At 51.8% G+C, this 21123-nt stretch carries 21 protein-coding genes; 7 read left to right on the top strand and 14 right to left on the bottom strand.

Annotation, left to right across the window (positions count from 1 at the left end; genetic code table 11):
• Window positions 1–73: 73 nt before the first annotated feature.
• The 7 genes from chbG to osmE form a co-directional block, all read right to left on the bottom strand.
• Window positions 74–832, bottom strand: coding sequence for a chitin disaccharide deacetylase (chbG, locus tag OGY19_RS08130; protein WP_101741715.1), 759 nt, complete (start codon window positions 830–832; stop codon window positions 74–76).
• Window positions 833–844: 12 nt separating this feature from the next.
• A complete protein-coding gene (locus OGY19_RS08125; protein ID WP_048211884.1) occupies window positions 845–2200 on the bottom strand; it encodes a 6-phospho-beta-glucosidase in 1356 nt (451 codons plus the stop codon).
• A gap of 123 nt (window positions 2201–2323) precedes the next feature.
• Window positions 2324–3163, bottom strand: coding sequence for a transcriptional regulator ChbR (gene chbR / locus OGY19_RS08120; protein ID WP_005120798.1), 840 nt, complete (start codon window positions 3161–3163; stop codon window positions 2324–2326).
• A 13-nt stretch (window positions 3164–3176) separates the two neighbouring features.
• Window positions 3177–3524, bottom strand: a complete 348-nt coding sequence (chbA, locus tag OGY19_RS08115; protein ID WP_101741716.1) for a PTS N,N'-diacetylchitobiose transporter subunit IIA — start codon at window positions 3522–3524, stop codon at window positions 3177–3179.
• A gap of 54 nt (window positions 3525–3578) precedes the next feature.
• Window positions 3579–4937, bottom strand: a complete 1359-nt coding sequence (gene chbC, locus OGY19_RS08110) for a PTS N,N'-diacetylchitobiose transporter subunit IIC (RefSeq protein WP_040233680.1) — start codon at window positions 4935–4937, stop codon at window positions 3579–3581.
• An 82-nt stretch (window positions 4938–5019) separates the two neighbouring features.
• Window positions 5020–5340, bottom strand: coding sequence for a PTS N,N'-diacetylchitobiose transporter subunit IIB (chbB, locus tag OGY19_RS08105; RefSeq protein WP_115602139.1), 321 nt, complete (start codon window positions 5338–5340; stop codon window positions 5020–5022).
• A gap of 298 nt (window positions 5341–5638) precedes the next feature.
• Window positions 5639–5980, bottom strand: coding sequence for an osmotically-inducible lipoprotein OsmE (osmE, locus tag OGY19_RS08100; RefSeq protein ID WP_003030621.1), 342 nt, complete (start codon window positions 5978–5980; stop codon window positions 5639–5641).
• A 210-nt stretch (window positions 5981–6190) separates the two neighbouring features.
• Between osmE and nadE the strand changes: the two genes are divergently transcribed.
• Window positions 6191–7021 carry an NAD(+) synthase gene (gene nadE, locus OGY19_RS08095; RefSeq protein WP_115602140.1) on the top strand — a complete coding sequence of 277 codons (831 nt, stop codon included), beginning with the start codon at window positions 6191–6193 and terminating at the stop codon, window positions 7019–7021.
• Window positions 7022–7078: 57 nt separating this feature from the next.
• Here the strand turns inward: nadE and ves are convergent, their stop codons facing one another.
• From ves to astC, 7 genes are all read right to left on the bottom strand, one after another.
• A complete protein-coding gene (gene ves / locus OGY19_RS08090) occupies window positions 7079–7654 on the bottom strand; it encodes an environmental stress-induced protein Ves (RefSeq protein WP_286596332.1) in 576 nt (191 codons plus the stop codon).
• A gap of 352 nt (window positions 7655–8006) precedes the next feature.
• The gene (gene spy, locus OGY19_RS08085) at window positions 8007–8492 is read right to left on the bottom strand and encodes an ATP-independent periplasmic protein-refolding chaperone Spy (protein WP_115602141.1); all 486 of its coding nucleotides are present in this window, start codon (window positions 8490–8492) and stop codon (window positions 8007–8009) included.
• A 348-nt stretch (window positions 8493–8840) separates the two neighbouring features.
• A complete protein-coding gene (astE, locus tag OGY19_RS08080; protein ID WP_115602142.1) occupies window positions 8841–9806 on the bottom strand; it encodes a succinylglutamate desuccinylase in 966 nt (321 codons plus the stop codon).
• On the bottom strand, window positions 9799–11142 hold the full coding sequence (astB, locus tag OGY19_RS08075; protein WP_061067776.1) for an N-succinylarginine dihydrolase: 1344 nt from the start codon (window positions 11140–11142) through the stop codon (window positions 9799–9801). The genes astE and astB overlap by 8 nt, the downstream gene beginning before the upstream one ends.
• Complete coding sequence (gene astD / locus OGY19_RS08070; protein WP_115602143.1) at window positions 11139–12617, bottom strand: succinylglutamate-semialdehyde dehydrogenase; 1479 nt, start codon at window positions 12615–12617, stop codon at window positions 11139–11141. The genes astB and astD overlap by 4 nt, the downstream gene beginning before the upstream one ends.
• On the bottom strand, window positions 12614–13648 hold the full coding sequence (gene astA, locus OGY19_RS08065; RefSeq protein ID WP_101741722.1) for an arginine N-succinyltransferase: 1035 nt from the start codon (window positions 13646–13648) through the stop codon (window positions 12614–12616). Before astA ends, astD begins: the two co-directional genes overlap by 4 nt.
• Complete coding sequence (gene astC, locus OGY19_RS08060; RefSeq protein WP_048211893.1) at window positions 13645–14865, bottom strand: succinylornithine/acetylornithine transaminase; 1221 nt, start codon at window positions 14863–14865, stop codon at window positions 13645–13647. The genes astA and astC overlap by 4 nt, the downstream gene beginning before the upstream one ends.
• A 444-nt stretch (window positions 14866–15309) precedes the next feature.
• On the opposite strand from astC, the gene xthA reads away from it, so the two are divergent.
• The 6 genes from xthA to OGY19_RS08030 all read left to right on the top strand — a co-directional run bounded on the left by xthA (window position 15310) and on the right by OGY19_RS08030 (window position 21044).
• Window positions 15310–16116, top strand: coding sequence for an exodeoxyribonuclease III (gene xthA / locus OGY19_RS08055; protein ID WP_101741723.1), 807 nt, complete (start codon window positions 15310–15312; stop codon window positions 16114–16116).
• Between the two features lie 223 nt (window positions 16117–16339).
• Window positions 16340–16996, top strand: a complete 657-nt coding sequence (locus tag OGY19_RS08050; RefSeq protein ID WP_186336751.1) for a TVP38/TMEM64 family protein — start codon at window positions 16340–16342, stop codon at window positions 16994–16996.
• Window positions 16993–17703, top strand: coding sequence for a TVP38/TMEM64 family protein (locus OGY19_RS08045; RefSeq protein ID WP_115602144.1), 711 nt, complete (start codon window positions 16993–16995; stop codon window positions 17701–17703). The genes OGY19_RS08050 and OGY19_RS08045 overlap by 4 nt, the downstream gene beginning before the upstream one ends.
• A 31-nt stretch (window positions 17704–17734) precedes the next feature.
• Entirely contained in the window at window positions 17735–18904 is a 1170-nt protein-coding gene (locus tag OGY19_RS08040) for an ABC transporter substrate-binding protein (protein ID WP_115602145.1), read from the top strand.
• Window positions 18877–20412 carry an ABC transporter permease family protein gene (locus OGY19_RS08035; RefSeq protein WP_115602146.1) on the top strand — a complete coding sequence of 512 codons (1536 nt, stop codon included), beginning with the start codon at window positions 18877–18879 and terminating at the stop codon, window positions 20410–20412. Before OGY19_RS08040 ends, OGY19_RS08035 begins: the two co-directional genes overlap by 28 nt.
• Window positions 20412–21044: an ATP-binding cassette domain-containing protein gene (locus OGY19_RS08030; protein WP_115602147.1), complete on the top strand. Its 633-nt coding sequence runs from the start codon at window positions 20412–20414 to the stop codon at window positions 21042–21044. Before OGY19_RS08035 ends, OGY19_RS08030 begins: the two co-directional genes overlap by 1 nt.
• Window positions 21045–21123: the final 79 nt, after the last annotated feature.

Genomic DNA, 21123 nt, shown 5'->3' with positions numbered 1-21123 from the left:
CAGATAAGTTGCAGCAAACATCAATGACGCAGACAAAAAAATGCGGCGCACCGACGCGCCGCCAACTCAGGAATTAAACGTTCAGAAAACTGCCAAGACGATAACCGCGCTCCGCAATAGCGTATTTCAATGACGAAGACGTCAGTACGTCAAGCTCAGTTAAGCGGGGGTAACAGTAGGCACTTTGTCGAATGATGTCATCGATAAACGCCGGATGACACATCACTTCCAGCGAGGACTCTCCCCGGTCTGCGGACGCGTCCAGCGTCTGCAAAAACAGGGCCTCAGAAATCGCGTCGCCATAAAACTCACTGCTAAATCCCTGGGAGGTACGCAACGTTTCCGGTAAATCGGACGCCTGGAACACCGTCTGCCGATCGATCCGCAACGCAACCCCTCTCTCCGCGGCAAAACTGGCGACAATCGGGAAAATCTGCGGGAACATATGCACGTGGTGATGACTATCCAGATGCGTCGGCTCCCGCCCGAACAGGTCAATAAAACGCTGATACTGTGCAGCCAGCTCCCGAGAAATCTCTTCCAGCGGCAACGTTTCTTCCTCTGCCATCTGCCAGATCCATTTCCCTAACACACCGTCACGCGTCAGACCCGGCATAGCCGTTAACGGTTTGCCGAGCGTCAGGACAAAGTGCATCCCAACGGCAAGCTCCGGTATATCGCGACTAAGCTGTACCGCATGCTCTATCGCCTCGCCATTCACCAGGGCCGTGGTTGAGGTGACAATGCCATTGCGACAGGCTTCAACAATGCCGTAGTTTTGTCCTTTGCTCAGGCCAAAATCATCCGCATTCACAATCAGTACGCGTTCCATAGCCAACCTCAGTTAGTGTTGTTCGCTTTTAAGTTTCTCGATGCATCCGGCGAAATTTGGCAGCCATTTTTCATGCGCCAGAATCAGCTCACGGGCAAGAATTTCAGCATCAGTGTCGGAATGCACCAGCGGGCTCAGGTTCAACGCCAGCAGCACATCATTCAACTCGCCGCTCAGTGCTGCGTTGCTCGCCGCCACTTCAAAACCTTTAATGGTATAGATAAGCCCCAGAACCTTTTCATCGAAATGGGTGATACGTGGGTGCGGAGTTGCACCATTGCGCCCCAGCGTGCAGGTCATCTCAACGGCCCAGTCCGCAGGAATATTATCAACATGGCCATGATGAGGAATGTTGACGTAATGTTCGGTCTGTTTGTCGTTGTAGATAGCATTGATGACTTCACACGCGGCATCAGAGTAATAAGCCCCGCCACGCTGTTCCAGCTCTTTCGGCTTAACATTCAACTCAGGATTTTTATACAGATCAAACAGTTGCTTTTCTACTTTCTGTACCACCTGTGCGCGTGCACCACCTTTGTAATATTCGCCCATTTCAATCGCCAGCATCTCTTTTGGCTTGAAGTAGTACAGCAAATACGAGCACGGCAGCAACCTCAGTGAACGAATCAGCCCTTCACTGAACGGCAGATCGAAGATGTTCTTCACGCCAGAGGCTTTCAACTGACCCGACGCAACGCCGTCCAGCAGTTCATCAAAGCGTGACACACCGTTGACCAGAACATCCTTAATGAAGACCATATGGTTCAGACCAAACAGATCGATGGATAAGTCATCGCTCTCTTTCAGCGCCAGCACGTCGCTTATGAACATTTTCATGCCGATCGGAATATTACATACCCCGATGAATTTCTTGAAATTCGTATGGCGATAAACCGCCTCAGTCACCATCCCGGCTGGGTTAGTGAAGTTGATCACCCACGCATTCGGGCACAGTTCTTCCACATCTTTCACAATATCAAAGATAACCGGAATGGTACGCAGGCCTTTGAACAGCCCGCCAGCGCCGTTGGTTTCCTGCCCCAGATACCCGTGGCTCAGAGGAATGCGTTCATCCTTTTCACGGGCTTGCAGTTGCCCAACCCGCAACTGGGTAGTAACGAAATCAGCATCTTTCAGCGCTTCGCGGCGATCCAGCGTTTTATACACTTTCATCGGGACGCCAGCTTTATCAATCATGCGCTGGCAGAGGTCAAAAATAATGTCCAGCTTCTCTTTACCACCGTCGACATCCACCAGCCACAATTCAGAGACCGGTAATTCATGATAACGCTTAATAAAGCCTTCAAGTAATTCAGGGGTGTAGCTGCTCCCGCCACCGATAGTGACGACTTTTAATTTCTGGCTCATAATTTCTCCCTTCAGTGTAAAAACACTGACACGTATTATGCTCAACCCATTCGTCAGGTATAGCGTGGCAGTCCCGGCGCTATTTTGGGCAAGCTATAAAAATTGGTTATTGGTAAATAAAATTTACTGATTAAATTCCGTTAATTTCTTACGATAGCTATTTGGTGTAAACGACGTCAGCTTTTTAAACGTTTTAATAAACAAGCTCGGACTACTGTAACCAGACTCATAGGCAATATCAGTTACAGAATAGTTAGTCATTTCCAGCTGTTTTTTAGCAAAATTAATGCGGATTTCATTAATAATCTGCATTGGCGTTTTACTGTAATAACGCTGGGTTGCACGGGTCAGATACTCCTGGGATTTTGCGGACAGGTGTACCATATTTTCCAGCGCATTTTCGCTGAACTGCCTTTTGTCATGCATGCTTTCCACGGTAGTTTTAAGCCATTGTGGAATATCATCCAGCACCTGCTCTTCCCGATGATGGCGTAACCGATTAATAATATAGAAGGTGACCACTTCTACAAATTCATCCAGTCCACTTTCACGAAAGTTCAGTGATGCTATAACCGTTTCGATGTAGGTAAGAAACGAGCTGTTCGCCCGATACACCTGCGATGCGACAAAACAAAATGGCAGCAACGGGTGGTAGTGCTGTTCAAAAAAACGTTTACTGATACCAACGTTAAGAATTCGCGTCGCGCCGAAATCATAGAAACTTTGGTGATGCGATCCCAACGGGATAAAGACAAAGTCTCCGCGCTCAAGCAGTACACGCTTACCGTTGATTTCCTGATAGTAACGTCCAGTTAATACAAGGGTAAATTCGTAGTAATCATGCTGATGCAGCCCACTGATGCTCTCAGTTTTGTTATAGATGAACACATGAAAATTTTTGCCATTAAAAAGCTGCTGCTCATAGACGGTTTTAATTTCCGGTGCGTTAATCTGTAGCTGCATTCTGCACTCCTCGCTATTTCAGCTTCTCGTGAAGCTCAATCAGTTCTGTCACCAGTTCACGTGCCAGCATCGACGTCATCAGGTGGTCCTGTGCATGGACCAGCACCAGGCTGACTTTCATTTTACCTTCACCCTGATCGCCTTCAATCAGTTTAGTCTGGACAAGGTGTGCTTCGTTCAGCGCCATGCGAGACTGTTCCATCATGGTCTTCGCTGACTCAAAATCACCCTGTTTGGCCATTTTGAGCGCGCCATACGCCAGGCTACGCGCCTGACCCGAGTTGATGATGAGCCCCATCACCACTTCTTCAAGCTCTTCTGCTTCTGACTGCGTGTCGACGATGTTCTCGATATCCAACATACTTTTTTCCTCTGGTTCAGTCCGGCATGGCCGCATAGCCATGCCGGATTAAATTTAGAATTTCAATGCGTTAGCGATATCTTCTTCGCTTTCTTCTTTATCAATGACGTTCTGAGCTTTGTTGGCGACGACCACAAATGGCAGGTACACCAGCGTTGCGATGCCAAGGTTAAACAACGCGACCAGCAGAGCAGCGACGCTACCGTTGGTGTTAAAGAATGCGCCCAAACCGGTTGGCATAGTCCACGGTGCAATGTTGGTAATTGGTGGAATAATGCCTGTGTAATAAGCGGCCAGGGTAATCGCTGCCAGAATCGGCTGAACCAGGATGAATGGAATAAACATAACCGGGTTCATGATAATCGGCAGACCGAACAGAATGGGTTCGTTAATCTGGAACAGACCTGATGGCAGTGCCAGTTTTGCTACCTGACGATAATCAGCGCGACGAGATGCCAGGAAGATAGCAATAATCAGACCCAGCGTTGCCCCACTCCCTCCCAGGAAAATATAGGAGTCCAGCATCGGCTTCGCCCAGACGTGGAACGTCTTACCCGCTTCCAGTGCCGCGTCTACGGAACCAAACTGTTGGTAGATAGAGATGTTTTCCAGCGCCCAGGGGGTCATGATACCGCTGTCCAGTGCAGTCAGTGCCAAAGAACCGTGAATACCAAAGAACCACAACAGCGGAACAAAAATCACGTATGCCCAACCCACCACACTACCCAGTGACGCCAGCGGAGTTGAAATGGAATCCATGATGATCTGGTGGAAGTTCGTTCCCCAGGTGTTCAACGCCCAGGCGATGATCCCCATAATAGAGAGGATAATGAAGCCAGGAATCAGTGCAGAGAAGGAGCGAGAAACAGAAGCCGGAACGCTATCAGGTAATTTAATAACCCAATTACGATGCACGACGAAGGTGAACATTTCCGCGACCACCAGGCCGATAATAATACCGGAAATAATGTTCGCACCGCCCAGCCAGTTAGCACCCACGGCATAGGCTTCACCCACACTGTAAGGTGTGACTGTCATAAATGCGGCGACAGATAATAAACCAGCAGCCAGCGCATCGACCTTGCGTTCTTCCGCCAACGCCATACCGATAAAGAATGGCGCCATCAATGACATAATACCCAGCGTACCGTTATAGACGTTCCCACCGATGCCTTTTAAACTATTTAGTGTTTCAATAGTTGAAGCATCAAGTCGAATGCCCATGGAATAAAAAAACGACCCCTCCCCAAAGCTCAGGAAAACGTTATTGATTAATACAAACATAGCCCCTGCGAGGGTTAACGGCATTAAACGAATAAAACCGTTTTTGATTGCATTAACGTGTGGCTGCTTTCCAATTTTTACAGCAAAAGGAAGGAGTACCTTTTCAAGTGAAGCAATAGCGTTACTCATAGAAAAATACCCTTAAATACCGCAATTAACAATTGCGGTGAATGTTAATGAAATAACTCTTTGACGGGAAAATTTAAAATAATTAATTTGCTGCGGCTTTTTTAATTGCTGCAACTGCAGCCTTAAGCACGCCTAAACCATCGACTTTGCCATACAACAGCGAGTCAATCACTTCTACAGGTTTGTTGGGTAACAAACGCTGAATTTCGGGCAACATATAAGCAATCTGTGGACCTAATAACACGACATCGGCTACTGCGCCTTTTTCTCCGGCCAGCGTTTCGGGAAACGCTTCAATGATAACCGGCACTTCGTATTTTTCAGCCTGAGCACGCATCTTCGAGACCAACAAAGAAGTCGACATGCCCGCAGAACAAAACAGATAAATGTGTTTCTTTTCCATTAAAACGATCCTCATGTGCGATTATCTGTGTACCAGACACTCCGCAAGCCATAACCTGCATCCATGCTCTGGGTAACTTGCGTCAGCTAAATTACTTTTTTAGGTGGCTGAAATGAGTATACGGGATTGCACCCGCGGATGGTATTTCATTGACCAACTAAATTGTCTCTCCTTGACCTGTGGTTATGACACCCCTCACACTTCGGGCAAATAATTCGCGACAATAAATAAGATCGCGTGACACAAAAAAACCGGCACAGCGGCCGGTTCGTCAGAGTGCTCAGGCAATAAACAGTTGTTACTTCTTCGCTGCCTGCGGGTCGGTGTCGTACTCCGCACAGGTCTGGTAGCCGGAATTAATCACGTGCCCAGTATCATCTAATGCAACAAAATAGGTCTCTGCTTTACCATCTCGTTGACCCAGGATGTAGGTCTGACATGTACCACGCGCATGGATCATGCTGACTTCAGAAGAAGGTTTACCGGCAATCTGCGCCACTTGCGCCCGGCTCATCCCTTTCTTCACATCTTTCACCACGGGCTGCACAAATTGGTCTTTAGTACGATCGTAAGCCGTACAGCCGGCCAGCATAGTCAATACCGCCGCTGCACTCAGAATTCCTGTTAGATTCTTGTTCATATTCCGTCCTCTTGTTTTTCAGCGTGTTATATAAGCCTGGAGCACAACAACGCATTTTTCAAGCTGTCAGTTGATACTCGGGTCATTTCAGAAAATTCTATCAAAACAAAATGATGTTATATCCGGCTGCATCCCTTGTCGTTTGGACGTCAACGCGTTAGCTTTAACACATCGTTATTTTTGATCATTTTATTTTCCATAGGGGGTTAAATGACTCTGCAGCAAGAGATAATCCGGGCACTTGGCGCCAAACCACATATTAATGCAGAAGAGGAAATTCGCCGCAGCGTGGATTTTCTGAAATCGTACCTCAAAACCTACCCTTTCCTTAAATCGCTGGTGTTAGGGATTAGCGGCGGACAGGACTCAACCCTGACCGGAAAGTTATGCCAAATGGCGATTTCCGAGTTACGTGAAGAAACGGGTAACGATGCTTTGCAGTTTATTGCCGTGCGACTGCCTTATGGTGTGCAGGCCGATGAACAGGACTGTCAGGACGCGATAGCGTTTATACAACCTGACCGTGTACTCACCGTCAACATCAAAGGCGCGGTATTGGCCAGCGAGCAGGCATTGCGCGAAGCAGGTATTGAACTGAGTGATTTTGTGCGCGGCAATGAAAAAGCCCGCGAGCGTATGAAGGCACAATACAGTATCGCCGGAATGACCAGCGGTGTTGTCGTGGGTACCGATCACGCCGCAGAGGCCATTACCGGATTCTTTACCAAATATGGCGATGGCGGCACTGACATTAACCCAATATTCCGCCTCAACAAGCGTCAGGGTAAGCAGCTTCTTGCGACATTGGGTTGCCCTGAGCATTTATACAAGAAAGCGCCAACCGCCGACCTCGAAGACGATCGTCCCTCTCTGCCAGATGAAGCCGCATTAGGCGTTACCTACGACAACATTGACGATTATCTGGAAGGAAAAACGTTGAATGCCGACGTTGCGAAGAAAATTGAAGGCTGGTACGTGAAAACAGAACACAAACGTCGCCCACCGATTACGGTGTTTGACGACTTCTGGAAAAAATCGTAATTCGCTGATTTACCCGTGCCGGATAACCACAAAATGGTTTATCCGGCCCAAACGACGTCATTGCACCGAATCAGGCGAAAAACCTGGCTTCCAGTTAATCTCACTAAACAACAACTTCCCCTCGCGCTCCAACAGTCGCAACGTATGCTTACCGTCATGCCAGCACGCCCCCTGGTCAGCCGTCAGCAACTTATCCCCCAGTTGCCAGGCTCCGCTAATAACAAATACCACGCCGCCACGCGAACCAAGGGTCGTAAACGTCCGGTCAGCCACACGAACTTTAGCCTGGCAAACATCCCGACGGGTCATGATATTAAAATCCATCGACATCTGTCCTTCCGTCAGCTTCGCTTTTACCACGCGGTCACCGGCGAACGTAAAAGGCTGATGCTGTTTTAGCGTATGCGGTAACGTGTTAGCACCTTCCAATGTGACTTCTCCCCCTTCGAGCAGTGTAATAACGCGCTCAACTCCGGGGAAGAGTGAAAATTCGCCGTTCGCAGCAATGGAGGCAATACTCGCCCGCCAGTGAAAGTCGCGCGTTGCTGGCGGAAAACAACATATTTCACGCGTTTCTCCCGCACCATTACGCCAGAGATTAACCGGCATTTTGCGGATATCAAAGTACTCCATCATCCCTCCAGAAAGGCACTGTGCGCCGACATGCCGTCATCAGGCAGCCAAATCATCATTGTTATCATTCACCCTGCTCGTTGTTATCGGCAGCAGAGTTGATTTGCCTTAGCGATGACCATGGCGTTTTGCAAAAAAGTTTAACGCGCTGATCCAGGTAGCATTTTCGCGGGCCTCATGAGCATAACCTGTCCCAAGCGCTGTGCAATAGGTAGGAAAGAAAAAACCGCCGATCCTGCCCACATCGTTAAACGTGTTGTGGACAAGGCCGGCGGTCTTGAGTTTTTTTTCACGCTGTCCGGGGCAATCTGCTCCGACACAGCATGAATGATTGAGTATAGACGCCTACCGATTATTCGGCAGCTTGTGGCATTTTACCTTTCTGCGCTGCTCGTTCTGTCAGACGCTTCTCAAAATTGGCATTAAACTGTTTTTTCTGTTCCGGGGTCAGAATGTTGTAAATTTTGTTCTGCGTTTCCATATGCGCCAGCATGTTAGCTTTGCGCTGCTCTTCCATCTTCGCAATCTGCGCTTCAGCTTTCGCTTTATCGAAGCTATCGCTGGCGATGATATCGTGCATTGCACGGCGTTCTTCCAGCGGAGGACGTTTCATCTGATCGCGCTGACCTTTCATGATGTCGCGGATCTGCTGTTTCTGTGCATCGGTCAGGTTCAGGTCTTTAAACATCATGTCGTGATGCGGGGCGAATTTACCGTTGTGGTGCATCATCGGTTTGGCATCTGCCGGAGCTGCTGTGGTAGTGTCAGCAGCATGAGCCAGGTTTGCAGCGCCCAGCGCCAGGGTAGAGGCAACAAACAGAGCAGTCAATTTACGCATAATTTCTATCCTTCCTTTCAGTTATTCTTACGACATTCATACGAAGCTTATGCAATGTGATGTCGTGTTGACGGGATTAACTTTACCGACTTAAGCGTCAATTAATCAGAGCAACGGTAAAACAATGAAAGTGTAAAAAACAAACTTTCATCAATTATGAAGAAAAAAAGAATAAATTGCGGAGAGTTGAAATAAAAAATCACAACACGATGATTTTGAAAGAATTATGAAGAACTATACCTGAAACCTGGTTATTAAGAAAGCAGCTTACCAGGAATAATCCGTAATAAATACAAACAGCACGCAATAATAAGCCCTCAGAGATTAACCCGAGGGCGGATATATCTTTTACAACCTTTCCAGCATCAGTCCCGCGCGTAAACCACAGGCCACATTTGGATTAGGAAAGAGAACATATTCAACGTTGTGGGTGACGATAAAACGTTCATCACCATCCTGCGCCAGCAAGGTCCCCTCTTTAAAGGGGGTAAAGTTGAGCGTCTGGTTATCCATATGGAGAATAAAATCGTCGCTGCGTCGTGTAATTTGCGCCACCACGCGATAGCGCAGCGGAGATGTTTCTCCCGTAGGGATTCGCTCGCCTTGCAGCAGTTTCGCCAGCGCATCCGCCGTCTGCGCAAACTGGGACAGATCGTTTTGTCCAAACGGCAGCGCTTTACCCAGTTCCAGCGTACAGGCCAGCGCGCCAAAATGTTCAGCGCTAAAATGGGTGAACGTACCGCCAGGCGTCTGATGGAACACCAGCGCCTCAAGTCCTGCATCTCCCAGCCATCCCAGAAAATCTTCGTCCCAGGCAACATTACGTTGTGGCAGCACGCCAAAACGCAGATGCTGTGAGCCGCGAATCGCGGTATGCAGATCCAGATGCCAGCGTACTGACTCTTGCGCCCGCGCGTAAAAATCGTCCAGACACAGCTCAAGTTCATGGGCTCGGCGCGTTTCTTCACTCGCGGTAAAAATCTGCCAGCGGCCGCCAAACATACGGTTCAGATCGCTATGACAGTAGCGTTTGCCCGCAGCTAACGCCTGCGGATTGCCCAGGATCAGCAATAGCCGCCATGTCAGCGGCAGCTTGCCGCTAAACAACCCGGCCAACAATGTATCCAGTATTTCTACTGGTGCGGTTTCATTACCATGAATGCCCGCAGACAAAACCAGCGAACGCTCAACCGGAACAACCGGCGTCAGCTCCAGCATGCCATGCCCGATCCATTGCCAGTCAAAACCGTGAGCTTTCCCTCGGGTGGCATCTGGCGCCCCCCCCGCAAGCGTCAGCGCAAGGAAATTATCCATGGCGTGTACGCTCCTGCTGGAAGGGATACACCGAACCGAGGTTGAGTAATTGCGTCAACGTATCCAGCGCTTCACGCCCTTCGCGCAGCAACTGCGGGTCAGCAAGGTCTGCCGCGGTAAGACGATCGCGATAGTAACGATCAACCCAGTTATTCAGCGTGTTAAACAGCACATCATTCATGAGAACCGCCGGGTTCACCGCCTGTTGCTCCTGTGGGGTTAACACGACCCGAAGGCGCAGACATGCCGGGCCACCACCGTTGGACATGCTTTCGCGCAGATCGAATACCCGTAGATCGTCAATCGGGTTGTCATCTTCAAGCAGACGGTTTAAATAATGCCATACCCCTGCATGCTCCCGGCATTCCTGCGGCAAGACCAACATCATTGAACCGTCATCACGACTGAGTAGCTGGCTGTTAAACAGATATGTTGCCACGGCATCCTGCACTGACACTTCAGCCAGGGGAACTTCCAGCGCCGTAAATCCCGCCACCTGGCTATGCAACTGCTGTAACAAAGCCTGCTGGTTGGCAAACGCCAATTCATGGCAAAACAGCACCTGACGATTTGATACCGCAATAACATCGTTATGAAACACACCAAGATCGATAACATCCGGGTTTTGCTGAGCAAAGATAATCTGATTAGGGTTCACCTGATTCAGGCGCGCAACAGCCTCGCTGGCTTCTCGGGATTGCCTCGCCGGATAACGCTTCGGATGCGCGCCGTTGCCCTCTTCACGACCATAGACAAACACCTGTATGCCGGGGTCGCCGTAATCACCACCGAGACGGTTATGGTTTGCCGCGCCTTCATCACCCAGTAACGCAACCTGGGGCAATGCACTATGGACCGTAAAGCGGCTCTCATCGCGGAAGATCGCGCTTAGCAACGCTTCTGTGGTTGGCGCTTCCAGTGAACGGTGGAACTTGTTATTCAGATTCGCGACCGTCAGATGCACTTTTCCGTCCAGCGAATCTGCCGAAGGACAGACCGTTGCCGCATTCGCCACCCACATCGGCGAAGCGGAACTGGCACTGGAGAGCCAGTGAGGTGCCTGCCGTGCCACCTTTTCCAGTACCTGCTCATCACTGCCGCTAAATCCCAACTGCCGTAGCACCGGAATATAAGGCCGCTCATGGGGCGGGATCACCGCCTGGGGAAATCCCGCATCCGCTAGCGCTTTCATCTTTAGCAAACCCTGTTTCGCCGCCAGACGTGGGTTCGACACCTGAAAACGGTGTTTGGTTGAGGCCTCATTACCAAATGACAATCCAGCATAGTGGTGGGTCAGTCCCACCAGGCCATCAAAATTAATCTCACGGGCTTTCATCGCTTATCCTCACGAGAAAAATCGAGTCCTGGGCTAAGCGCCGTTGGCAGCGTTAAGGCTGGTGATTCCAGACTTGCCATCGGCCAGGCACAATAATCTGCGGCATACCACGCGCTGGCGCGATGGTTGCCTGAGGCACCAATCCCACCAAACGGTGCAGTGCTTGCCGCGCCGGTTAGCGGCTTATTCCAGTTGACGATCCCTGCCCGCGCCTCCAGCAGCAATTGATCAAATTGGCTGCGATCGGGTGAAACTAACCCACACGACAGTCCAAAGCGAGTGTTGTTCGCCATGCGAATCGCGTCATCAAAGCTGTCATAGCGCCAGACGCCAAGCAGAGGGCCAAAAACCTCTTCATCAGGTACGTTCGCCGCTCCGGTCAGTTCGATGATACCGGGAGCCAGCAGTGACGTTCCGGCTTTCACCAGACGCGGTGCTAACAGCGTACGGCCCCCCAAAGACGCCAGACGCTGCCAGGCATCATAAACGTGCTGCGCGGCCTGTTCGGAAATCAGCCCGCCCATAAACGGCTGCGGTTCTGCATCCCAGTTACCGGGCATTAAACGCTGGCTGACCTCCACCAGACGCGCCAGGAAGGCATCACCCTGCGCGCCTTTTTTAACTAACAGGCGGCGGGCGCAGGTACAACGCTGTCCGGCGGTAACAAACGCAGATTGAATGGTCAGATGCACGGCGGCATCAATATCTTCCGGGTTCTCGATAATCAGCGGGTTGTTCCCTCCCATCTCGAGAGCGAGGATTTTTTCTGGCTGGCCAGATAACTGTCGATGCAGGTGATAACCGGTATTGGCGCTGCCGGTAAACAGCAGACCATCAAGGTCTTCCAGCGCGCTCAGGGCCTGCCCCGTTTCACGCCCGCCCTGTACCAGGTTCAGCACGCCCGGCGGTAATCCCGCCTGCGCCCACAGCTTTGCCACGGCTTCACCGGTCCACGGCGTCAGCTCGCTGGGTTTGAAAATCAACGTATTGCCAGCCAACAACGCCGGAACGATATGACCATTAGGTAAATGACCGGGAAAGTTATACGGGCCAAACACGGCCAGAACACCGTGTGGACGATGACGTAACGTCGCAGCGCCATCTGGCAGCGCGTTATGCTGTTCCCCGGTACGGGTGTGATACGCCTTCATTGAGATGGCAATTTTATTGATCATCGCCGTCAGCTCGGTTGCTGCTTCCCAGCGCGGCTTGCCGGTTTCCCGTGCAATGATCGCCGTCAGTTCTGCTTTATTACTCTCCAGCAGCGTCGCGAATTTCTCGACAATGTCCTGACGCGCGGCAAAAGACTGTCTTGCCCAGCCCGGAAAAGCCGTACGCGCTGCGTGGCACGCCTGCGCCACCTGAGTTGCATCGGCATCATTACCCTGCCACAGCACATCTCCGCTGACGGGATTGGTTTTCACCCGACGCTCGCCGAGCCCTGTTACCCAGTCGCCGTTTATCCATAATGTCATGCTGCTTTCTCCTCTGCACAAAGACGCACAAAACGTACATGGTCACCCGCGTGACATTTCAGGGCGTCCAGTTGCGCCGCCGTCAGCACCAGTCGTTGGGTATTCGGGTCGGCACGCACTAACATGACGCGGAAGTTTTGGTAATTTTCATTAGCCACCAGACAGGCCGGATAATCGCCGGTTGCTGGCTGACCTTCCGCCACTTCCACCAGCCTGCTTTTACGTATTGCCCGCACCCGGTCGATATCGCATTCCAGAGTCGGCCCGCCGTCGAAAATATCGACATAGTTACGGTAGCGAAACCCCTCTTTCTCCAGCACCGCACGGGCTGGCGCCGTTTGCGGATGCACTTCGCCAATCACGCTTTGTGCTTCTTCCGACAGGAAGTGGGTGTAAATAGGGTGTTTAGGCATCAGCTCAGCAATAAAGGCTTTTTGTCCGGTGCCACAGAGAAAATCTGCGCGGCTGAATTCCATTGAAAAAAAACGTTTTCCGAGGCTTTGCCAGAACGGTGAATAACCGTGTTCATCAATGACACCCCGCATCTCTGCAACGACTTTTTCGTTAAAACGGTCACGAAACGCGGCCATGAACATAAAGCGCGACTTCGACAACAAATAGCCGTTACCTTCTTTACGCCAGTCCGGATCGAGAAACAGCGTGCAAAGCTCACTGCTTCCGGTGTGATCGTTACTGAGAAACAGCGTCGGCAATGCGTTATAGACATTCAACTCTTTCGAGGCATGCACCAGAGTACCGACCCGATAGTTGTACCAGGGATCGTTAAGTCCTACCGCCACCTCAATGGCGCAAATCCCCGCCACAGTTCCGCTGGCGCTGTCTTCCAGCACAAACACATATCCCTGCTCACTTTTGGGCAACTCACCGCGCCAGGTTTGTAGCGAACGTTCGATACGCGCCATTAGCGTCGCTTCATTCGCCGGTAGCGAGGTCAATCCGCCGCCGGTCTTACCGGCAAGCTGCATCAACGCGGTAATATCAGCACGTTCAATGGGGCGAATCACCATCATGATGAACCTCCTGCTTTAATGCGTTCGCAGGCCAGCGCAAAACGATCCAGCCCGGTTGCCACCTCTTCCTGGCTGACGTTTAACGCTGGCGCGAAACGCACCACGTTAGCGCCGGCAATCAGTACCATCACCCCTGCATTGGCCGCTTCTTGCGAGATGAGTTTTGCTTTCCCGGCATATTCCGCATTCAGTACGCAGCCGATCAGCAGTCCAAGCCCACGAATTTCGCTAAACAGTCCAAAACGTTCGTTAATGGCGTTAATACGTTCCACAAACCAGTCATGACGCTGTTTCACACCATTGAGGACTTCCGGCGTGTTAACAATTTCCAGCAGCTTACCCGCTACGGCAGTGGCTAATGGGTTTCCGCCGTAAGTTGTACCGTGAGTGCCCACGGTCATCACGCTGCTGCAACGTTCTGTGGTCAATAACGCCCCAATAGGAAAACCACCGCCAAGCGCTTTGGCCGTCGTCAGCAGGTCTGGCGTCACACCATAGTGCATATAGGCATACAGTTCGCCGGTACGGCCAACCCCGGTCTGAACCTCATCAAAAATCAGCAGCGCATTATGGCGATCGCATAATTCACGCAACCCCTGCAAAAACGCGTTTGTTGCCGGCACCACGCCGCCTTCGCCCTGGACAGGCTCGACGATGACCGCACAGGTCGTGTCATCAATCAACTGGCTGGCAGAATCGAGATCGTTATACACGGCATGGCGGATATCCGGCGGCAGCGGCGCGAAATCCTGTGAATAGGCGGGCTGACCACCGGCGCTGACGGTAAACAGCGTGCGGCCATGGAATGCATTTTTAAACGCCACAATCCCGCTCTTCTGGCTACCAAAACGATCGTGAGCATATTTACGCGCCAGTTTTAACGCCGCTTCGTTGGCCTCTGCCCCTGAGTTACAGAAGAAAATGCGCTCGGCAAAGGTGGCGTCAATCAGCTTTTTCGCCAGACGCAATACCGGCTCGTTGGTGTAGCCATTTCCTGTATGCCAGAATTTACTCGCCTGGTCGTTTAATACCTCGCGCAATGCCGGATGGGCGTGACCCAGCGCGTTAACCGCAATGCCTCCCGCGAAATCGATATACTCTTTACCCTGCTGATCCCACAGACGTGAACCTTCACCCCGCACCGGAATAAAAGGGGCCGGAGCGTATACAGGCATCATCCATTCATCAAAATTTTCACGCGTAATTGACAGAGACATAGCGACCTCAACGGTAAATAAAAGGTTATTTATATGTTAATAAATATAGTGTTTGCGGTGTAAATGTAGATTGCAGGGTTCGTGCCAGCCAGCGAAAAAAGTGCATAAACGGAGGTCGAGGACGGAATATCAACAGGTTACAACACGGCAATATTCACTACATGTGCATATAAAGTGAATATGTTTGCGTAACAGGGGACTAATTAGAGGAAAAACCGAAATTTTATTCAGTCGCCAAATATAATTCTGGAATTGTGATCGTATACGAAATTTATCGGAAATTATTGCCCCATAGCGACGCGCTTCGCGCCAAAACGGTGCAGTTTTTGCTCCATCGTTAACACCATTAGCAATCATTGTTGGAATCAGGTGACAAGAAGCAGTCAGTTCGTGGAAATTCTGCTACCATCCTTGCACTATTCATCTTACAAAGTGGCAGCGACTATGAAATTTGTCTCTTTTAATATCAACGGCCTGCGTGCCCGTCCTCATCAACTGGCAGCCATTGTCGAAAAACACCAACCGGATGTGATTGGCTTACAGGAGACAAAAGTTCACGACGATATGTTCCCTCTCGAAGAGGTAGCAAAACTGGGTTACAACGTTTTCTATCACGGTCAGAAAGGCCATTATGGTGTGGCGCTGTTGACCAAAGAGACGCCGATTGCAGTGCGCCGTGGTTTCCCAAATGATGACGAAGAGGCGCAACGCCGTATCATTATGGCGGAGATCCCGTCTCCGCTTGGCAACATCACCGTCATCAACGGCTACTTCCCACAGGGCGAAAGCCGTGACCATGAAACTAAATTCCCGGCGAAAGCGGCGTTCTATCAGAACTTACAAAACTATCTGGAGACTGAACTGAAACGCGATAATCCGGTGCTGATCATGGGTGATATGAATATCAGCCCAACCGATCTCGATATCGGCATTGGCGAAGAGAACCGTAAACGCTGGCTGCGTACCGGGAAATGTTCCTTCCTGCCAGAAGAACGTGAGTGGATGGAACGTCTGTTAGGTTGGGGGCTGGTGGACACCTATCGTCACGCAAATCCTGAAAAGAATGACCAGTTCTCGTGGTTTGATTACCGCTCAAAAGGTTTTGACGATAACCGTGGCCTGCGAATTGATCTGCTGCTGGCAAGCAATCCGCTGGCGGAACGCTGCGAAGAAACCGGCATCGACTATGAGATCCGCAGCATGGAAAAACCGTCCGACCATGCGCCGGTATGGGCTAAATTCCGCGTCTAATTATCTGCATTTTTTCGCTCTCCGGGCCTCGCCTGGAGAGTCAGTATATTCTGTGCAAAATCAAAAAAGCGGCGGTAATACATTGTTGCGAGCGGGATTTTACTATATCTTCGCGCGCACTTTTCGCTGGTGAAAACGCATCATTGCCCACGGATTTACAGGAGACCCCCCATGAAAAAGAAGTTCGCATAAGGCAGAATACCGACTGCTGATTGTGGCAGTGCTGTTCTGCGCCCTGGCTGGGGTTTTCCACTATTTTGGTCTGTCTGACCTGATAACCAATCTCCATCATTTGCAAGATGTCATCCACCAAAGCGGGCTGTTCGGCTACGCACTTTATATTCTGCTATTTATCGTTGCGGCGCTGTGCCTGATACCCGGCAGCATACTGGTGATTGTCGGCGGTGTGCTGTTTGGCCCCGTGGCAGGGACGCTTATCTCGTTAGTGGCAGCAACCGTGGCCTCGGCGCTGTCGTTTTTGCTGGCTCGCTGGCTTGGACGGGATCTGCTCCTGAAATACGTTGGGCACACGACAATGTTTCAGGCTATCGAAAAAGGCATTGCCCAAAGCGGAATAGACTTTCTGATCCTGACCCGCCTCGTGCCGCTGTTCCCCTATAATATTCAAAATTACGCCTATGGGCTGACGGCCATTCCGTTCTGGTCATTTACCGTAATATCAGCACTTACCACCTTACCCGGTATCTTTATCTATACGCTGATGTCGCATGAACTCGCCAGCGAAGGAATTAGTTGGGCATTTATCGGTAAGCTCAGTATTGCAGGCATTGCCTTGTTTGCCCTCGTGCAGGCGGCAAAAGCCTGGGCCCGATACAAACATGTCGACCCCTCTGCAAATCGAGAGCTTGCTGGTAAATGAGAACGCTGAATAAAACGCAGACCAGAAAGTATTGCCGGGCTGGGTTCATTGCCCTGTTGGTAGTCGCGTTGATAGCGTGGGCATGGCTGCCCGACGTGAGAGACTTTCTTACGCAGAGCCTGACTGCGTTTACCACGCTTGATCAGCATGGTCTTGAAGATTTCATTCGTTCCTGGGGGCCTCAGGCGGCGATCGTTTCATTCTTCCTGATGATCTTGCAGGCCATCGTCGCCCCGCTTCCCGCGTTTGTGATCACCTTTGCCAACGCCTCGCTGTTTGGCGCATTTTGGGGCGGCATACTGTCCTGGAGCAGTGCGATGGCAGGTGCGGCGCTGTGCTTTTTTATTGCCCGTATTTTAGGTCGCGGTGCGGTAGAAAAGCTGACCGGAAAAACGGTGCTGAACAATATGGACGCTTTTTTCGAGCGCTATGGTAAGCACACCATTCTGGTCTGTCGCCTGTTACCTTTTGTACCGTTCGACCCGGTAAGCTACGCGGCAGGCCTGACCTCGATTCGTTTTCGTCATTTTTTCATCGCCACCGGCATCGGACAGTTACCCGCTACTATCGTCTATTCATGGGCGGGTAGCCTGTTAACCGGCGGTACATTTTGGTTTGTAACCGGCCTGTTCATCCTGTTCGCTCTGAGCGTAATAATTTCAGTGGCGAGAAGCCTTTATCTTGAACATCAACGAAAAAAAACCTGAGACTTCCCCCATTTTTAGCCATGGAGATACTATGCGTTACTGCTTATTGTGCCTGAGTTTAATGCTCTGTCCGCTGGCGACGTTTGCCCAGAACGACGGCTGGCAGCAAATCAAAAATGATGCCCGCGGTCAGACGGTGTGGTTCAACGCCTGGGGTGGCGACAATGCAGTTAACCAGTATCTCGACTGGGTTAGCGGTGAGATGAAAACGCACTACGCCATTAACCTGAAAATCGTACGCCTGGCAGATGCCGCCGACGCAGTAAAACGCATCCAGACGGAAGCGGCATCCGGGCGAAAAACCGGCGGTTCTGTCGATTTATTGTGGGTTAACGGCGAAAACTTCCGCACCCTGAAAGAAGCCGGGCTGCTGCAAACTCAGTGGGCGCAAACGCTGCCTAACTGGCGCTATGTTGATACCCAGAAACCGGTGACCGAAGATTTCTCCGTTCCGACGGAGGGAGCTGAATCACCATGGGGCGGTGCCCAACTCACCTTCATTGCCCGGCGCGATCTCACCGCGCAGCCGCCGCAATCTCCGCAGGCACTGCTTGAATTTGCGCAGGCGCACCCTGGCACGGTGACCTATCCGCGCCCGCCAGACTTTACCGGCACGGCGTTTCTGGAGCAGTTGTTAATTTCGCTCACCACCAAACCACAAGCACTTAAAATCGCGCCTGATACAGCGACATTCGCCGACGTTACCGCGCCATTGTGGCATTATCTTGATACCTTGCACCCTGTACTTTGGCGTGAAGGCAAAGATTTTCCGCCCACGCCAGCACGAATGGATGTACTGCTCAATAGCGGCACCCTGCGTTTGTCATTGACCTTTAACCCTGCCCACGCGCAGCAAAAAGTAGCCAGCGGCGAATTGCCTAAAAGCAGCTACAGTTTTGGTTTCTCACAAGGCATGCTCGGCAACGTGCACTTTGTTACCATTCCGGCGAATGCCCGCGCCAGTGCCGGAGCAAAAGTCGTGGCAAACTTCCTGCTTTCGCCCGAAGCACAACTGCGTAAAGCCGACTCAACTGTCTGGGGAGATCCTTCGGTGCTTGATCCACAAAAATTACCTGTCGAACAGCGTGATGTGCTGCTGGCGCGGATCCCACAAGGACTCCCTGCCGTTCTGCCGGAACCGCATGCTGCCTGGGTAAACGCTCTGGAACAAGAATGGCTACGCCGCTACGGTACGCATTAATTTTGCTACTCTGGGCCATCATGGCGGCAGTTTATCTGCCGCTGGCGCCAGCGGCTTTCTCTCTGATAGCGCCAGCCCTTAGCCTCACCCATTGGTTGGCTCTCTTTGCCGACCCTCAACTTCCGCAGGCGTTACTGGCGACGCTGGTTTCCACAGGGCTGGCTGCCAGCGGCGCACTAATCATCGCGCTGCTGGCGATCCTCGCTTTATGGCCCGGTGCAGGCTGGGCGCGACTAAGCACCCGTCTTCCGTGGCTGCTGGCGATCCCGCATGTTGCCTTCGCCACCAGCGCGCTGTTGATTTTTGCCGAAGGCGGTAAAATCTGGCAATGGCTTCCGTTCCTCAGCCCACAGCCAGACCGTTACGGCATTGGGCTTGGCGTGACGCTGGCGGTGAAAGAGAGCGCTTTTTTGTTATGGATCCTCTCGGCTCTACTGAGTGAAAAACACCTTTCGCAGCAGGTTATCGTGCTGGATTCGCTGGGTTACAGCCGACTGCAATGCCTGAACTGGCTGGTACTGCCCGCTATCGGCCCGGCATTAGGCAAAGTTATGCTGGCGATTGTTGCCTGGTCACTCTCCGTTGTGGATGTGGCAATCGTTCTTGGCCCCGGAAATCCGCCAACGCTTGCCGTGTTGAGCTGGCAATGGCTCAGTCAGGGCGATGCCGGGCAGCAGGCTAAAGGCGCGCTCGCCAGCCTGTTGCTGGTGCTGTTGCTCTTCATCATCGCGCTGGCAGGGTATCTGTTATGGCGCGCCTGGCGCCACACCATTCCTGCGGCAACCGGTGAACGCCTGCGTTTTCCATCCTGTACAATCGAACGTTCATTAGTACAACTTTTGCCCCTTAACGGTGTGCTATGCGCACTGGTTCTGGCGCTGCTCGCCAACTATTCATCGCTAAATAGCGAGGCGCTCGGCAATAGTCTGCAACTGGGACTCGTCTCCAGCCTGCTGGCGCTGCTGATACTTTTTGCCTGGCTGGAATGGGGACCGCAAACCGGACACCGTTGGGTCTGGCTACCGCTGATTTTGCCTGCACTGCCGCTGGTAACCGGCCAGTATTTGCTGGCGTTATATGCCGGGCAGGATGGACTGATGAGGACCATTGTCTGGGGACACCTGCTATGGGTGATGCCCTGGATGCTATTTGTGCTTAAACCGGCCTGGCAGCGCATTGACCCGCGATTGATTTTGATTGCGCAAACGCTGGGCTGGACGCGGGGCCGCATATTCTGGCAGGTAAAATGCCCGCTACTGGCTCGCCCGGCTCTGATTGCCTTCGCGGTCGGATTCTCTGTCAGTATCGCCCTGTATATGCCGACGCTGTGGTTAGGCGCTGGACGCTTTCCCACGTTGACCACCGAAGCGGTGGCATTAAGCAGCGGCGGTAGCACTGCGATTCTGGCAACTCAGGCGCTATGGCAGCTTCTGTTACCGCTGTTAGTTTTCGCACTCACGGCGTTTCTCGCTGCGTGGATTGGCCGCTTTCGACAAGGACTCCGCTAATGCTCATTGTGCAAAACCTTTCGTTGTACCAGGGTGCGACTGCGCTGCTGAAGAACGTTACCTTTCAGGTTAATAAAAGTGACATTGTCACGATTATGGGTTCCTCCGGCAGTGGAAAGTCTTCGCTGTTTTCGTGGATGGTCGGGGCGTTGTCACCTCAATTTCAGGCATCAGGCGAGCTGTGGCTCAACGCACGACGCGTTGACGCGCTGCCTACGGCGCAGCGCCAGATTGGCATTCTGTTCCAGGATGCGTTGTTGTTTGACCATTTCAGCGTTGGGCAGAATTTACTGCTGGCCCTACCTGCCAGCCTGCAAGGTCCCGCCAGAAGCCATGCGGTGGAAAGTGCTCTCGCACGCGCTGACCTGGCCGGTTTTTATTCGCGCGATCCGGCATCGCTCTCCGGCGGACAACGCTCGCGTGTCGCCCTGCTCCGCGCGCTACTGGCGCAGCCCCAGGCACTGTTACTTGATGAACCCTTTAGTCGGCTGGATGCGTCGCTACGCGACACCTTTCGCCAATGGGTCTTCACCGAGGTGCGTAAGTTGGGGATCCCGGTGGTACAGGTGACCCATGACGCGCAGGACGTTCCGCCAGCAGGCCGCGTACTTCAGATGGAAAACTGGGCGTGAATGTGGCGATATGCTGCGTTAACGCAAGGTTTTTACTTAACCGGCGGCACAGAATGTCGTCCTCTTTTTTTCAACGTCG

It is taken from the genome of Citrobacter sp. Cy070 (assembly GCF_030332245.1).
In the GTDB taxonomy this organism is placed as follows: domain Bacteria; phylum Pseudomonadota; class Gammaproteobacteria; order Enterobacterales; family Enterobacteriaceae; genus Citrobacter; species Citrobacter youngae.
This window is presented reverse-complemented; position numbering and strand designations above follow the sequence as displayed.